Below are 14,780 nucleotides of genomic sequence, written 5' to 3' on the forward strand. Positions count from 1 at the left end.
GGCGCGGCCCGCGCGTGGATCTCGCCTGGCAGACGCTGGCGATCCTCGCGGTCGTCGCGCTGGTCGCCGGGTTCCTCGACACGCTCGCGGGCGGGGGAGGGCTGCTGACGCTGCCCGCCCTCCTGCTCGCCGGCGTGCCGCCGCTGCAGGCGCTCGGCACCAACAAGCTGCAGGGGTCCTTCGGGACCGGCATGGCGACGTGGCAGGTGATCCGGCGCCGCCGCGTGCGATGGGACGATGCGCGCTGGCCGATGCTGTGGGCCTTCCTCGGGTCCGCGGCAGGGTCGGTGGCGATCCAGTTCGCCGACCCCGAGCCGCTGCGGGTGGTCATCCCCGTGGTGCTCGCGGTCATCGCCGCGTACTTCGCGTTCGTGCCCAAGGCGCACCACCCGCCCGATCACGAGCGCATGAGCGCCGCGCCCTACGAGGCGACCGTGGTTCCCGCGATCGGCGCCTACGACGGCGCGTTCGGGCCCGGCACCGGCTCGCTGTTCGCGCTGTCCGGCGTGACGCTGCGCGCGTACCCGCTCGTGCGGTCGACGGCCGTCGCCAAGACGCTCAACTTCGCGACCAACATCGCGTCGCTGCTGGTGTTCGCCTTCGCCGGGCAGATGGCGTGGGCGGTGGGCGGCGCGATGATCGGCGGCCAGCTCGTGGGGGCGTACGTCGCCTCGCACGTGCTGTTCAAGGTGAACCCCGTGGTGCTGCGGGTGCTCATCGTGGTGGTGAGCGTCGCGATGCTGGTGCGGTACCTGCTGGGCTGAGCCGCGCCGGCCGGCCCGGCCCCCGCCGACCCGTGCGCAACCGGCGTACCGGAGCGGTCTCGTGCTCCGTGAGCAGGCACGATGCGGTCGAGTCGCGTCTGATACGCCGGTTGCGTGAGGTGGTGGGTGGCGGGCGGCCGGCGCCGATCAGGGGTAGAGGCCGCGCAGGCGGTGGGCCTCCGTGACGCGCTGGACCGCGAGGGCGGTGGCGGCCTCGCGATAGGACAGGCCGTGGGCCGTCGAGTAGTCGACCACGTCGTGCCACGCGCGGGTCATGCGCTCCTCGAGGCGGTCGTTCACGTCCCGCTCCGACCACTGGTACGCCTGGTTGGCCTGCACCCACTCGAAGTAGGACACGACCACGCCGCCCGCGTTCGCGAGGATGTCGGGCACGACGAGGACGTCCTTGTCGGCAAGGATCGCGTCGGCCTCGCGGGTGGTGGGGCCGTTCGCGCCCTCGACGATGATCTTCGCCTGCACCTTCCCGGCGTTGTCGCCGGTGAGGACGCCCTCGACCGCGGCCGGGACCACCACGTCGACGTCGAGCGTGAGGATCGAGCCCGGGTCGATCTGCTCGGTGCCCTCGAAGCCCGCGACCGAGCCGGTCGCGTCGACGTGCTCCGCGAGGCGGCCGATGTCGAGGCCGCGCTCGTCGTAGATGGCGCCGTCGATGTCGGACACGGCGAGGACCTTGACGCCGGCCGCGGCGAGGAAGCGGGCCGCGTCGCGGCCGACCTTGCCGAAGCCCTGCACCGAGGCGGTGGTGCGCGCCGGGTCGAGCCCGTGCGAGGCCATCGCCATGAGCGCGATGTGGGCGACGCCGCGCGACGTGGCCGCGGCCCGGCCGAGCGAGCCGCCCAGGCTCACGGGCTTGCCGGTGACGACGCCGGGGACCGTGTGACCCATCGCGGCCGAGTAGGTGTCCATCATCCAGGCCATCGTCCGCTCGTCGGTGCCGATGTCCGGCGCGGGGATGTCCTTGGTGGGCCCGATGATCGGCAGGATCTCCGACGTGTAGCGTCGCGTGACGCGCTCGAGCTCCGCGAGCGAGTGCTCGCGCGGGTCGATCGCGATGCCGCCCTTCGCGCCGCCGTACGGCACGTCCACGAGCGCGCACTTCCAGGTCATCCACATGGCGAGCGCGCGGACCTCGTCGAGGTCGACGTTGGCGGCGAAGCGGAGGCCGCCCTTGGCGGGGCCGCGCGAGAAGTTGTGCTGCACGCGGTAGCCCGAGTAGACCGCGATCGAGCCGTCGTCACGGCGGAGCGGGACGCTCACCATGAGCTCCCGTCGCGGGGTCGAGAGCATCTGGCGGGTTCCGCCGTTGAAGCCCAGGTGTGCGAGCGCCGACTCGAGCTGTGCGAGCGCGTCCGCGAGGGGGCCGGCCCCGGTAGGGGTGGCCGTCGTGGTGGTGGACCACGTCATTGTGACCTCCAGAGGTGTGTCCCATGACAGTAACCCCGTCCGGAGGGCGGCCCGTACGCCGCGTGGGCCAGGCGACGACGCACGGCTGGCCCACGCGTACAGCGGGGGCCGGGCCTCCGTTGCGCTAGGCGCGGGACGATGCGGCGGTCAGAACAGCGTGCCCGCGTCGTCCTCGTCGGGTGCCCCGGCCGACGCGGCGGCGAGCGCCGGCTCCGCGACGGGCCAGATGGGGTCAGGAAGGTCGTCCGTGGTGCCCTTGGACTTGAGCCAGGCGCCGAAGCGCACCGCCCAGTCGTGGTGCGCGGCGGCCTGCAGGTCGTGCAGCGAGTCGAGCGGGGTGTCGCGCATCGCGGGATGCGCGGCGGCGAGCGCGTGGACCAGCTCGAGCGTGGCGAGCACGTCCGCATCCGCGGCGTGGAGGTCGTCCGCGACGACCTTGACCGCGTAGATGGTGCACAGGTCGATGAGCTTGCGCTTGCCCTTGCGGTACTGGTCGAGCTTGCGGTCGAGCACCAGCGGGTCCACCACGGGACGCACCTCGCCGCCGTCGAGCCGCGACGCGAGCGACGGCAGGCCGTGGCGCGCGAGCTCGTGCTCCAGGAGGGTGAGGTCGAACTGGGCGTTGAACGCCACGACCGGGAAGCCCGCGTCGAGCGCGTCCGCGAGGGCGGTCGCGATCTCCTCGAGCGCCTCCGGCGGCTGCACGCCCTCGGCCTGCGCCTTCTCCGTGGAGATGCCGTGCACCGCGCTCGCGGAGGCGGGGATGTCGACGCCCGGGTCGATCAGCCAGGTGCGGGTGGTGACGTCCTCACCCCGCCGCGTGATGACCGCGGCGGTGACGATGCGGTCGTGGGCGGTGGACACGCCCGTCGTCTCGGTGTCGAAGCCCACCATGGTCTCGTCGAGCCAGCTCATGGTCCTAGCCTGGCACGCCCCTCCGACCTTCCGTGCGACGTTGTCCCCAGGCGCTGCGCGCCCCCGTCCCCCGCGCATCGTCCCGCCGCCCTGTCCCACCCGGACGATAGGGTGGAGCCCGTGAGCAACGAGATCGAGATCGGCCGCGGCAAGCGCGGTCGCCGTGCCTACTCCTTCGACGACATCGCGGTGGTGCCGTCGCGACGCACGCGCGACCCCAAGGTGGTGAGCCTCGGCTGGCAGATCGACGCATTCCAGTTCGAGATCCCCGTGATCGGCGCCCCGATGGACTCGGTGATGAGCCCCGCGACCGCGATCGCGCTGGGCAACGCGGGCGGCCTCGGCGTGCTCGACCTCGAGGGCGTGTGGACGCGCTACGAGGACCCCAGCGCCATGCTCGAGGAGATCGCGGCGCTGGAGCCTGAGGCCGCGACCGCGCGCATGCAGGAGATCTACCGCGAGCCCATCAAGGACGAGCTCATCACCGCGCGGCTCCAGGAGATCCGCGCGGCGGGCGTGGTGGTCGCGGGCGCGCTGAGCCCGCAGCGCACGCAGGAGCACTACGAGACGGTGCTCAAGGCCGGCGTCGACCTCTTCGTCATCCGCGGCACCACGGTGTCCGCCGAGCACGTCTCGGACGGCGCCGAGCCGCTCAACCTCAAGAAGTTCATCTACGACCTCGACGTGCCGGTCATCGTCGGCGGCGCCTCGACCTACCAAGCCGCGCTGCACCTCATGCGCACCGGCGCCGCGGGCGTGCTCGTCGGCTTCGGCGGCGGGGCCGCCCAGACCACGCGTACCACGCTCGGCATCCACGCGCCCATGGCGACCGCGGTGTCCGACGTGGCCGCCGCGCGCCGCGACTACCTCGACGAGTCCGGCGGCCGCTACGTCCACGTCATCGCGGACGGCGGCCTGGGCCGCTCGGGCGACATCGTCAAGGCGATCGCGTGCGGCGCGGACGCCATCATGCTCGGCGCCGCCCTCGCGCGCGCCGAGGAGGCGCCGGGCGCGGGCTTCCACTGGGGCCCCGAGGCGCACCACCCCGAGCTGCCGCGCGGGGAGCGGGTCCACGTGGGCACCACCGGCGCGCTCGACGAGATCCTCTTCGGCCCCGGCACCCACGCGGACGGCACGTCCAACCTCATGGGCGCGCTGCGGCGGTCGATGGCCACCACCGGCTACTCGGACCTCAAGGAGTTCCAGCGCGTCGACATCGTCGTGAGCCCCTACCAGGCGGGCTGACAGGCACCCTTCGAGAGCGCCCGGGCGAGCGATCGCCCGGGCGCTCTCGCGTGCCGGGGAATATCGCGGGCGGAGCTCGTGTCATCATCTACATGACACGTGTCAATCAATGGCGCCGCGACCGTGCCGCATCCGTCCCTGGGCGCCGCGAAGGAGTCCCCCGATGAAGGCGCTGCGGTTCACCGACTGGAAGACCAAGCCGTCCCTGCAGGAGATCGACCGGCCCACCCCCGGCCCGGGCGAGGTGCTGCTCAAGGTGGCAGGCGCGGGCGCCTGCCACAGCGACGTCGCCGTCTACGAGCAGTTCGACGAGACGACCGTGGGCCCCCAGCTCGCGCCCGCGTACACCCTCGGCCACGAGACGGCCGGCTGGATCGAGGAGGTCGGCGAGGGCGTGCTGGGCCTCACCCAGGGCGACGCGTACCTCGTGTACGGGCCGATGGGCTGCGGCCACTGCCCGGCGTGCTCGCGCGGGCAGGACACCTACTGCGAGAACGCCGCGCAGACGCCGTTCCTCGCCTCCGGCCTCGGCCGCGACGGCGGCATGGCGGAGTACATGACGGTGCCCGCGCGCAACCTCGTGCCGCTCGGCGACGCCGACCCGGTGGCCGCCGCTCCCCTCGCGGACGCGGGCCTCACGCCGTACCACGCGATCAAGCTGGCCCTCCCCAAGCTCGCGGGCGGCGGCAAGACGGCGCTCGTCATCGGCCTGGGCGGCCTGGGGCAGCTCGCGGTCCAGATCCTCAAGGCGACCACCGCGGCGACGGTCATCGCGACGGACATGAAGACGGACGCGATGATGCTCGCCGAGTCCCGCGGCGCGGTCACGGTCCCCGCGGGGGACGAGCAGGCGGCGCGCATCCGCGAGCTCACCGGCGGCAAGGGCGTCGACGCCGTCTTCGACTTCGTGGGCCTCACCCCCACGATCCGGCTCGCGCAGCAGGTGGTCGCGAAGCAGGGGCGCATCACGGTCGTCGGGATCGCGGGCGGCCCGGTCCAGTGGGACTTCTACTCGAACCCCTACGAGGCCGAGCTGACCAACACCTACTGGGGCACCATGGAGGAGCTCCACGAGCTCGCCGCGCTGTACCGCGACGGCCACCTCGAGGTCGACGTCACGACCTTCGGGATCGACGAGGCGCTGACCGCCTACGAGCACCTGGAGAAGGGCACGCTGCTGGGCCGTGCGGTCGTGGTGCCGCATCCCGCATCCGCCGAGGCCGGGGTCGCGTCGGCCGACGCGCTGGCGGCGGTCTAGCCGAGGCGCGGCGCCCGGGTGAGCGATCGCCCGGGCGCTCGGGTCGTCAGCGCGGCGGCAGGACCGTGAGGGCCTCGACCGTCGCGTCCCGCCCGCGCAGCGAGGCGACCGCGGCGCTCACCGCGGGCAGCGGGCCGGCGAGCATCGTCACCGCGGCGTCGCCGTCGCCGTGACGATGCACGCTCACCGTCGGCTCGACGGCGAGGTCCGCGGGCACGTCGGTGAGGACCGCGACCGCCTGCACCCGCGCATCGTCCGCCCGGATGAGCGCGACCGACCGCACGACGGCCAGCCGCTCGAGCGTGCGCACCAGCACCTGCGCGAGGCGCTCGGAGGCCGCGAACTCGACGGACATGGTGCCGAGACCGGCGTGGACGTCGAGCGTCGAGATCGACCCGAAGCTCACGCCCCGCTCGGAGAACACGCCGGTGAGGGCGGCGGACGCGCCGCTGCGGTCCTCGACCTCGACGAAGGCGAACCAGCGCTGGGTGATCGTGCTCATGGCGCACCCCCGCCCCAGGCCACGAGGGACTCGTTGATCGACTGCGCGACCTCCCACAGGGCGCGCGACTCGTCGGGCGCGAGGTCGTCGAGCATCACCTGCGACCACCCGTCCGGGCCGACCGCGACCGGCACCCCGATCACGCCGTGCCACGGGTTCCCGCCCAGCTCGATCTCGCCGTCGAGCAGCACCTGCCCGGCGACCACGATGTCGCGGCCGTCGAGCACGGTGCGCACGAGGTCCACGGTCGCGTTCGCGGTGCCGTGGGCGGTCTTCGCGCCGCTCTGATGCGTGAGGTAGGGGCGGATGACCGCCTGGATGTCCGGCGGGAAGGAGTCGACGGCGGCGAAGGCCGCGGCGACGTCCGGCGTGTCCGCGATGCGCTGCTTGGCCGCCCGCACCTCGGAGGCGAACGATGCGAGCGTGCGGTCCCCGCGGAGCCGGTCGACGATCTCGGTCCGCTCGTCGGGGTCGAGCCCGCGCAGCCGGACCGTGGACCACAGCGGCACCATGCGGTCGCCGTGCTGGCCCGCGACGAAGCCGCCGACGCGGTGACGGCGGATGCCCAGCGTCGCGGCGATCTCGCGGCGGAAGCGCAGCGTGTCGAGCCATGCGCCCATGCCGATGACCCGATGCCTGCCCAGCCGGCGCGCAAAGACCTCGACCGCGAGCTCGACGGGGTTGGACACCACGATGACGACCTCGTGGCCGCTGCCGTACGCGGCGATCGCGTCCGCGTACTGCTCGAAGACGCGGCGGTTGTCCGCGGCCAGCTTGTCGCGGTCGATGGGCTGCCCCGTGCCGGTGGGGAGCGTGCGTCCCGCGGTCATCACGATGACGTCCGCGACCACGTCCGCGGGGCGGGTCGCGACGTCGATGTGGGGGGCGTGCTCGTCGTGCGCGTCGATGAGGTCGACCCGCAGCCCGTGCACCGCGTCGCCCGAGGACCCGCCGGGCCGGCCCACGAGCTGGAGCCGCGACGTGGGCCCCAGCTCCCCGCGCTCGATGAGCTGCCCGCAGATCGCCCTGCCGACATCCCCGGTCGCTCCGACGATCGCCACATCCATGCCCACGAGGGTACGCGGGGGATGTTTCGCGCGGATGCACGCTCCGCGGGATCGCTGGGGAGGGCTCAGCCCAGCTGCTCGGACAGCTCCAGCCAGCGCTCCTCGAGCTCCGCGTTCTCGTCCGCGAGCTCCTGCAGCGCCTTCATGCGCGTCGAGAGGCCGGCGAAGTCCGACTGGTCGTGCATCGCCATCTCGTTGTGCATGCCCTCGGTGAGCTCCTGGATCTTCGCCATCCGGCGCTCGACCGCCTTGAGCTCCTTCTCGACCGCGCGGCGCTCGGCGCCGGAGAGCGCGGGCGCCGCGGACGATACGGGGGTCTCCACCGCGCCGGGGAAGGCCGCGCGCACGGTGGCCGCCGCATCGTCCCCCTGGCCGAAGGTGCCGATGCCGGAGGTGCCGGCGCGGCGCTCGCGGGACAGCTCGACGTACTCGTCGACGCCGCCGGGGAGGTGGCGCAGGCCGCCATCGACGACCGCGTACTGCGTGTCGGTGATGCGCTCCATGAGGTAGCGGTCGTGGCTCACCACGACGAGCGTGCCCGGCCACGAGTCGAGCAGGTCCTCGAGCGCGGCGAGCATGTCGGTGTCGAGATCGTTGGTGGGCTCGTCGAGGACGAGCACGTTCGGCTCGCTCAGCAGCACGACGAGCAGCTGGAGGCGGCGGCGCTGGCCGCCGGACAGGCGTCCGACGGGGGTCTTGAGCTGCGCCGACGTGAAGCCCATGCGCTCGAGCAGCTGGCTGGGCGTCATCTCCTGGCCGTCGCTCAGCTGGATCGACGAGTACTGCTTGACCACGGCGGACACGCGCTCGTCGGCCAGGTCCTCGAGCTCCGCGAGCTGCTGGCTCAGCTGCGCGACGCGCACCGTCATGCCGGTCTTCACGCGGCCGGAGGTGGGCTCCTGCTCGCCTGTGATGAGGCGCAGCAGGGTCGACTTGCCCGCGCCGTTCTCGCCCAGGAGGCCGATGCGGTCGCCGGGGCCGAGGTTGAAGTCGAGGTCGCGGATGACCTCCTTGTCGCCGTAGCTGACGCCCACGCGGACCAGCTCGACCACGTCCTTGCCCAGGCGCGCGGCGGCCATGCGGTGGAGCTTGACCGTGTCGCGGATGGGCGGCACGTCCGCGATGAGCGCGTTCGCGGCGTCGATGCGGAACTTCGGCTTCGAGGTGCGCGCGGGGGCACCGCGGCGCAGCCACGCGAGCTCCTTGCGCATGAGGTTCTGGCGGCGCTGCTCGGTCACGGCGGCGATGCGGTCGCGCTCGACGCGCTGGAGCACGTACGCGGCGTAGCCGCCCTCGTACATGTCGACCTCGCCGTCATGCACCTCCCACGTCCGGGTCGACACCTCGTCGAGGAACCAGCGGTCGTGCGTGACGACGAGCAGCGCGCCGCGGCTGGCCGGCCAGCGGCGCTTGAGGTGCTCGGCGAGCCACGTCACGCCCTCGACGTCGAGGTGGTTGGTGGGCTCGTCGAGGAAGATCGCGTCGTGGTCGCCCACGAGCACGTGCGCGAGGGCGACGCGGCGCTGCTGCCCTCCCGAGAGGTCGCCGACGACCGCGTCCGCGGCGATGTCGGGCACGAGGCCGGACATGATGTCGCGGACGCGCGGGTCCGCGGCCCACTCGTGCTCGTCGCGGTCGCCGACGATCGCCTGCGCGACGGTGAGCGCCTCGTCGACGTGGTCGGACTGGTCGAGGACGCCGATGCGGGTGCCGCGCGCGATCGTGACGCGGCCGTCATCGGGCTCGACGCGTCCCGCGAGCACCTTGAGGAGCGTGGACTTGCCCGCGCCGTTGGCGCCGACCATGCCGATCCGGTCGCCGTCGTCGAGCCCGATCGAGATCGAGCCGAGCACCGGTCCGGTGCCGAAGTCCAGGTGAAGCGCCTCGGCGCCAAGCAGGTGAGCCACCCATCAAGGGTAGTCGCGTCCCGGCGCAGGCTCGCCCGCAGGGGGCCTAGGCTCCCAGCCATGAGATGCGTCGCGATCCGCCATGTCGCCTTCGAGGACCTCGGCATCTGGGAGGCCGAGATCACCGCGCACGGCTACGAGATCGTCTACCTCGACGCGGGCGTCGACGACCTCGCGCCGTTCGCCGCGGCGGAGCTCGGGATCGTGCTGGGCGGACCGGTCGGAGCGGGCGACGTCGCCGACTACCCCGTCCTCGCGGAGGAGGCCTCCCTGCTGGCGGCCCGCGTCGAGGCGGGGCGGCCCACGCTCGCCGTGTGCCTCGGCGCGCAGCTGCTCGCGCACGCGCTCGGCGGATCCGTCGCTCCCGGCGAGCCCGAGGTCGGCTGGGGGAGCGTGGACCTGGCCCCGGCCGCCGCGGACACCCCGCTGCGCCACCTTGCGGGCGCGCCGGTCCTCCACTGGCACGGCGACGCCATCGTCCCGCCGCCGGCCGCGACCGTCCTCGCCTCGACGCCCGCGACGCCGTGCCAGGCCTTCGCGATCGGCAGCGCCCTCGCGTTGCAGTTCCACCCCGAGGTCGACGCCGAGCGGATCGAGCGCTGGCTCATCGGGCACACGGGCGAGCTGCGCGGCATGGGCATCGCTCCGGGCGACCTGCGTGCCGCCTCGCGCGCGGCGGGGGACGATGCGGCGGTGGCCGGGATCCTCATGGTCCGGGAGTGGCTGCGCGGGTGGGAGGGGAGTTGGGCATGAACCTCAGGCAGGCGGCGATCGGCGCGGCGGCGCTCGACGCGGGGGCGATCGTGGTGTTCTCCGCGATCGGGCGGGCGAGCCACGACGAGGGCATCCTCGGCGAGAACGGGCTCGGGCTGGCGACCACGGCGTCGCCGTTCCTCACGGGCGCGGCGCTCGGCTGGGTGATCGCGCGCGCCTGGACGCGGCCGTGCGACTGGAGGCGCACCGGGGTGATCGTGTGGGCGTCGACGCTCGTCGGCGGCATGGTCCTGCGGGTCGTCTACGGGCAGGGCGTGCAGGTGTCGTTCGTCATCGTCGCGGGGACGGTGCTCGCGTCCTTGCTCATCGGCTGGCGCGTGGTGTCGGGCTGGATCGCGACGCGCCGGGGCCTCAAGGGCTGACGCCCGTCAGACGGTGACGACGACCTTCCCGAACTGCTCGCCCGACGCCACGCGCGCGACCGCGTCGCGCGCGTCGGCCAGCGGGAAGGTGGAGTCGATGGTCGGGCGCAGCCCCGTGCGGGCCAGGAAGGCCAGGAGCGCGGCGAGGTCCTCGCGGGTGCCCATGGTGACGCCCTGGATGCGCAGCTCGTGGAAGAACACCCGGGTGAGCAGCGCGGGGTCGGGGTCACCCGTGGTGTGACCCGCGATCGCGATGGTGCCGCCGTTGCGCACCGAGGAGATCGAGTGCTTCCACGTCGCCCGGCCGACCGTCTCGACCACGGCGTCGACGCGCCTCGGCAGGCGCGCGCCGGGCTCCACGGCCGCCACGGCGCCCAGCCCGAGCGCCGCGGCACGCTTGGCCTCCGACCGCGAGGTCGCGAACACCTCGAGCCCTGCGGCGGCGCCGAGCGCGATGGCCGCGCTCGCGACCCCGCCGCCGGCGCCCTGGACGAGCACGGACTGCCCGGGCTTGAGGTCCGCGCCGTGGAAGAGCATCCGGTACGCGGTGAGCCACGCGGTCGGCAGGCAGGCCGCCTCCTCGAACGAGATCTCCGCGGGCTTGGGGACCAGGTTCGCGGTGGGCACCGCGACCCGCTCCGCGAGGGTGCCGGCGTAGCGCTCCGACAGGATGCTGCGGGGCTCGCGCGGGCCCACGCCGTGGCCGTCCGCGCCGATGACGCCGTGCACCACCACCTCGGTGCCGTCCGGTGCGATCCCGGCGGCGTCGCAGCCGAGGATCATCGGCAGCTGGGCCTCGGCGAGGCCCACACCCTTGAGGCTCCACACGTCGTGATGGTTGACCGAGGCGGCCCTCACCTCGACGGTCGACCAGTGCTCGCGCGCCTCCGGGGCGGGGCGGTCGCCCACCTCGAGCGCGCTGACGGGGTCGTCGGGGGACAGGCGGGCGGCGTAGGCGGCGAGCATGCTCCCAACCTAGGACGATGCGCGGGCGCGCGTCGGGACCGAGGTCACCCGCGCATCGTCCCCGGGGAAGGGCGGAGGCCCCCGACGCCTGAGCGTCGGGGGCCTCCGGGAGAGCGGGAGAGGAGTCCCTACTCGTTGTCGCCGTCGGTCGCGAGGGCGCCCGAGAGCTTGGCCTGCACCTCGGTGCCGGCGCCGGACCAGACCCACTCGGCGACCTCGGGGAGGTCGGCGCCGGTCTCGTAGGCGTAGCGCTGGGCCTCGAAGCGCTTGTCCTGCAGCTTCTGGCGCAGCGAGGCGGCGCGGCCGCCGAGCGACGGGACGCGGTCGATGACGTCCATGACCAGGTGGAAGCGGTCGATGTCGTTGACCATCGCCATGTCGAACGGCGAGGTGGTGGTGCCCTCCTCCTTGAACCCGCGCACGTGCAGGTTCGGGTGGCCGTTGCGGCGGTAGGTGAGGCGGTGGATGAGCCACGGGTAGCCGTGGTAGTTCATGATGATCGGCTTGTCCGTGGTGAACAGCTGGTCGAACTCCCGGTCGGACATGCCGTGCGGGTGCTCCTCCTCCGGCTGCAGGCGCATGAGGTCGACCACGTTGACCATGCGGACCTTGAGGTCCGGCAGCTCCTCGCGGATGATGTCGATCGCCGCGAGCACCTCCATCGTGGGCACGTCGCCGATGCCGCACATCACCACGTCGGGCTCCTCGCCGAGCGGCACGTTCGACGCGAACTCCCAGATGCCGGCGCCGCGGGCGAAGTGGTTCTCCGCCTCCTCGATGGTGAGCCACTGGGCCTGCGGCTGCTTGCCGGCGACGACCACGTTGACGCGGTCGCGCGAGCGGAGGCAGTGGTCGTAGGTCGCGAGCAGCGTGTTGGCGTCGGCCGGCAGGTAGACGCGCACGACCTCGGCCTTCTTGTTCACCACGTGGTCGATGAAGCCCGGGTCCTGGTGCGAGAAGCCGTTGTGGTCCTGGCGCCACACGTGCGAGGACAGCAGGTAGTTGAGCGACGGGATGGGCCGGCGCCACGGCAGCTCGTGCGCGACCTTGAGCCACTTCGCGTGCTGGTTGAACATCGAGTCGACGATGTGGATGAAGGCCTCGTAGCTGGTGAACAGGCCGTGGCGGCCGGTGAGGTTGTAGGCCTCGAGCCAGCCCTGGCACTGGTGCTCGGACAGCATCTCGACCACGCGGCCGTCGTGGCCCATGGGGCCGTCGTCGGGGTCGATCTCCGCGTTCCACACCTTCTGGGTCACGTCGAGGACCGCCTGGATGCGGTTCGAGGCGAGCTCGTCGGGCGCGAAGATGCGGAAGTTGTCGGGGTTGTTGCGCATGACCTCGCGCAGGAAGTTGCCGAGCGTGCGGGTCGCCTCGCCGATCTCGGCGCCCGGGGAGGGCACGTCGACCGCGAAGTCGCGGTAGTCCGGCATCACCAGGTCCTGCATGAGCAGGCCGCCGTTCGCCTCGGGGCGGGCCGACATCCGCAGCTCGCCCTCGGGCACCACGCTGAGGACCTCGGGGCGGACCACGCCGTCCTCGTCGAAGAGGTCGTCCGGGCCGTACGACTGGAGCCACGCCTCGAGGGTGTGGAGGTGGTCGTCGGTGTCGCGGGCGTTGGACAGCGGCACCTGGTGCGCGCGCCACGAGCCCTCGGTGCGCTTGCCGTCGATCGACGGCGGGCAGGTCCAGCCCTTGGGGGTGCGCAGCACGATCATGGGCCACTTGGGGCGGTCCATGGCGGGATTCGCCTTGGCCTCGGCCTTGATCGCCGCGATCTCGTCCATGACCTCGTCCATGAGCTCCGCGTAGCGGCGGTGGAACGAGGCGGGCGACTCGTCGTCGAAGCCGGCGGTGAAGAAGTGCGGCTTGTGGCCGTAGCCGACCATGAGCGCCTCGAGCTCCTCGTCGCCGATGCGCGCGAGGACGGTCGGGTTGGCGATCTTGTAGCCGTTGAGGTGCAGGATCGGGAGGACCACGCCGTCGGTGGCGGGGTTGATGAACTTGTTCGAGTGCCAGCTCGTCGCGAGGGGGCCGGTCTCGGCCTCGCCGTCGCCGACGACCGCCGCGACCAGCAGGTCCGGGTTGTCGAAGGCCGCGCCGTACGCGTGCGAGAGGGCGTAGCCGAGCTCGCCGCCCTCGTGGATCGAGCCGGGGGTCTCGGGCGCGACGTGCGAGGGGATGCCGCCCGGGAAGGAGAACTGCTTGAAGAGGCGCTGCAGGCCGCGCTCGTCCTCGGAGATCTCCGGGTAGGTCTCGTTGTAGGTGCCCTCGAGGTAGCTCGCCGCGACGAGGCCGGGGCCGCCGTGGCCGGGGCCGATGATGTACATCGTCGGCTGCTGGCGCGTCGAGATCATGCGGTTGAGGTGCGTGTAGATGAAGTTGAGGCCCGGGGTGGTGCCCCAGTGGCCCACGAGGCGCTTCTTCACGTGGTCGCGGTGCAGCGGCTCGCGCAGGAGCGGGTTGTCGAGCAGGTAGATCTGGCCAACGGACATGTAGTTGGCCGTGCGCCACCACAGGTCGATGGCCTCGACCTCGGCGTCGGTGACGGAATCCGCAGTGCGGGGGGACCAGGGCGTCGGTGCCATCATTTCCTCCATCTCGGGTACCCGTTCAGCATTCCATGGTGAACGTTCACACGGCGCGGCGAAGGTCCTGATTCGTATGCGAATCGCCGGTGAACGATGCGGCATCCGGTGACCGTCGCATCGTCCCCGGCGCCCTTCGGCTGCCCGGTTCCATGGAGGGCGGTGCAGGGCGGTGAGACGCGACGAGGGCCGGCCCCCTCGGTCGGTTCTAACGATCCCCGCAACACCCTGACTTCAGGGAGTTGCGGGGATCGTGTCGTTTGAGGAGTTGAGAGTCCAGTTCTTTGACGTGCTGGAATTGCACGAGGGCAATATCACGGCGGCTGCTCGTGCTGTTGGCGTGAGCCGGAACACGGCGTATGGATGGGCACGGAAGGCAGGTGTGCGCGGTCGTGGAACGCCGGGCACGGGCCCCCATCCGGGACGGGCCGAGTATGAGCGGCTGCGTGCTGCCGGGGTGCGGCGCAGCGTCGCTGCCGCCCGGGTTGGCGCGCATGAGCGCACCGCCGAGGAGTGGGACCGAGGCGTCGTGAAGTCCAATGGCACGCGCCTTTATCCCGATGGCCGCTTCATCGACTACAAGACGGGTATGACGACCTACACGTCCGCTACGCCCCAGCTGTCCGTGGCTGCTGTTGAGGCGGTGCTGGATCCTCGGTTCCTGACCATCGTCGACCGGGAGACGATCGCGGACCTGAAGCGCCAGGGCTGGTCGCTGCGGGCGATCGGGCGGGAGCTGGGTCGGCCGGCGTCGACCATCAAACGCGAGATCGACAACCGCAGCACCGACCGCTTGTACCGTCCTCATGCGGCGCAGCGCTCATGGGCGGCCAGCCGGACCCGGCCCAAGGAGTCGAAGCTCGCGCATCCTGGCCCGTTGCGGGACTTCGTGGTGGAGAAGCTGCGCCTGAAGTGGTCGCCGGAGCAGATCTGTCACGCTCTGATCGACGAGTATCCCAGCGACGAGAGCATGCGCGTGAGCCACGAGACGATCTACCAGGCGATCTACG

At 72.4% G+C, this 14,780-nt stretch carries 13 protein-coding genes; 6 read left to right on the plus strand and 7 right to left on the minus strand.

What is annotated here, in order from left to right; translation table 11 throughout:
* Window positions 1-14 precede the first annotated feature (14 nt).
* Window positions 15-764, plus strand: coding sequence for a TSUP family transporter (locus AOM07_RS13210; RefSeq protein ID WP_062314569.1), 750 nt, complete (start codon window positions 15-17; stop codon window positions 762-764).
* A gap of 147 nt (window positions 765-911) precedes the next feature.
* Here AOM07_RS13210 and AOM07_RS13215 read toward each other — a convergent pair whose 3' ends face one another.
* Both AOM07_RS13215 and AOM07_RS13220 read right to left on the minus strand, forming a co-directional pair.
* Window positions 912-2,189 carry a Glu/Leu/Phe/Val family dehydrogenase gene (locus AOM07_RS13215; protein WP_062314572.1) on the minus strand — a complete coding sequence of 426 codons (1,278 nt, stop codon included), beginning with the start codon at window positions 2,187-2,189 and terminating at the stop codon, window positions 912-914.
* A 147-nt stretch (window positions 2,190-2,336) separates the two neighbouring features.
* Window positions 2,337-3,104 (minus strand): exonuclease domain-containing protein, encoded by a 768-nt coding sequence (locus AOM07_RS13220; RefSeq protein ID WP_062314574.1) that lies wholly within the window; start codon window positions 3,102-3,104, stop codon window positions 2,337-2,339.
* A gap of 120 nt (window positions 3,105-3,224) precedes the next feature.
* Between AOM07_RS13220 and AOM07_RS13225 the strand changes: the two genes are divergently transcribed.
* The gene (locus AOM07_RS13225) at window positions 3,225-4,349 is read left to right on the plus strand and encodes a GuaB3 family IMP dehydrogenase-related protein (protein ID WP_062314607.1); all 1,125 of its coding nucleotides are present in this window, start codon (window positions 3,225-3,227) and stop codon (window positions 4,347-4,349) included.
* 163 nt (window positions 4,350-4,512) lie between these two features.
* The gene (locus AOM07_RS13230) at window positions 4,513-5,607 is read left to right on the plus strand and encodes an NAD(P)-dependent alcohol dehydrogenase (RefSeq protein ID WP_062314576.1); all 1,095 of its coding nucleotides are present in this window, start codon (window positions 4,513-4,515) and stop codon (window positions 5,605-5,607) included.
* A 46-nt stretch (window positions 5,608-5,653) separates the two neighbouring features.
* Here AOM07_RS13230 and AOM07_RS13235 read toward each other — a convergent pair whose 3' ends face one another.
* From AOM07_RS13235 to AOM07_RS13245, 3 genes are all read right to left on the minus strand, one after another.
* Complete coding sequence (locus AOM07_RS13235; RefSeq protein WP_062314578.1) at window positions 5,654-6,109, minus strand: hypothetical protein; 456 nt, start codon at window positions 6,107-6,109, stop codon at window positions 5,654-5,656.
* A complete protein-coding gene (locus tag AOM07_RS13240) occupies window positions 6,106-7,176 on the minus strand; it encodes a malate dehydrogenase (RefSeq protein WP_062314581.1) in 1,071 nt (356 codons plus the stop codon). The genes AOM07_RS13235 and AOM07_RS13240 overlap by 4 nt, the downstream gene beginning before the upstream one ends.
* 65 nt (window positions 7,177-7,241) lie before the next feature.
* A complete protein-coding gene (locus AOM07_RS13245; RefSeq protein WP_062314584.1) occupies window positions 7,242-9,083 on the minus strand; it encodes an ABC-F family ATP-binding cassette domain-containing protein in 1,842 nt (613 codons plus the stop codon).
* A gap of 60 nt (window positions 9,084-9,143) precedes the next feature.
* Between AOM07_RS13245 and AOM07_RS13250 the strand changes: the two genes are divergently transcribed.
* Both AOM07_RS13250 and AOM07_RS13255 read left to right on the plus strand, forming a co-directional pair.
* Window positions 9,144-9,836, plus strand: coding sequence for a glutamine amidotransferase-related protein (locus AOM07_RS13250; protein ID WP_062314586.1), 693 nt, complete (start codon window positions 9,144-9,146; stop codon window positions 9,834-9,836).
* Complete coding sequence (locus AOM07_RS13255; protein ID WP_062314589.1) at window positions 9,833-10,219, plus strand: DUF3054 domain-containing protein; 387 nt, start codon at window positions 9,833-9,835, stop codon at window positions 10,217-10,219. Before AOM07_RS13250 ends, AOM07_RS13255 begins: the two co-directional genes overlap by 4 nt.
* A gap of 6 nt (window positions 10,220-10,225) precedes the next feature.
* Here AOM07_RS13255 and AOM07_RS13260 read toward each other — a convergent pair whose 3' ends face one another.
* Window positions 10,226-11,185 (minus strand): zinc-binding dehydrogenase, encoded by a 960-nt coding sequence (locus AOM07_RS13260; protein ID WP_062314591.1) that lies wholly within the window; start codon window positions 11,183-11,185, stop codon window positions 10,226-10,228.
* Window positions 11,186-11,313: 128 nt separating this feature from the next.
* Window positions 11,314-13,773, minus strand: coding sequence for a phosphoketolase family protein (locus tag AOM07_RS13265; protein WP_082101334.1), 2,460 nt, complete (start codon window positions 13,771-13,773; stop codon window positions 11,314-11,316).
* 454 nt (window positions 13,774-14,227) lie between these two features.
* On the opposite strand from AOM07_RS13265, the gene AOM07_RS13270 reads away from it, so the two are divergent.
* Window positions 14,228-14,780, plus strand: a 553-nt coding sequence (locus tag AOM07_RS13270; RefSeq protein WP_228374464.1) for a helix-turn-helix domain-containing protein, incomplete at its 3' end; no start/stop codon positions are given.

This window comes from Demequina rhizosphaerae (assembly GCF_000971255.1).
GTDB classification, from domain to species: domain Bacteria; phylum Actinomycetota; class Actinomycetes; order Actinomycetales; family Demequinaceae; genus Demequina; species Demequina rhizosphaerae.

Excerpts from the sequence above, each read along its gene's own strand:
- AOM07_RS13215 (WP_062314572.1), bottom strand. The coding sequence starts at position 2,189 with ATGACGTGGTCCACCACCACGACGGCCACCCCTACCGGGGCCGGCCCC.
- AOM07_RS13265 (WP_082101334.1), bottom strand. The coding sequence starts at position 13,773 with ATGATGGCACCGACGCCCTGGTCCCCCCGCACTGCGGATTCCGTCACC.
- AOM07_RS13235 (WP_062314578.1), bottom strand. The coding sequence starts at position 6,109 with ATGAGCACGATCACCCAGCGCTGGTTCGCCTTCGTCGAGGTCGAGGAC.
- AOM07_RS13240 (WP_062314581.1), bottom strand. The coding sequence starts at position 7,176 with ATGGATGTGGCGATCGTCGGAGCGACCGGGGATGTCGGCAGGGCGATC.
- AOM07_RS13260 (WP_062314591.1), bottom strand. The coding sequence starts at position 11,185 with ATGCTCGCCGCCTACGCCGCCCGCCTGTCCCCCGACGACCCCGTCAGC.
- AOM07_RS13250 (WP_062314586.1), top strand. The coding sequence starts at position 9,144 with ATGAGATGCGTCGCGATCCGCCATGTCGCCTTCGAGGACCTCGGCATC.
- AOM07_RS13220 (WP_062314574.1), bottom strand. The coding sequence starts at position 3,104 with ATGAGCTGGCTCGACGAGACCATGGTGGGCTTCGACACCGAGACGACG.
- AOM07_RS13255 (WP_062314589.1), top strand. The coding sequence starts at position 9,833 with ATGAACCTCAGGCAGGCGGCGATCGGCGCGGCGGCGCTCGACGCGGGG.
- AOM07_RS13230 (WP_062314576.1), top strand. The coding sequence starts at position 4,513 with ATGAAGGCGCTGCGGTTCACCGACTGGAAGACCAAGCCGTCCCTGCAG.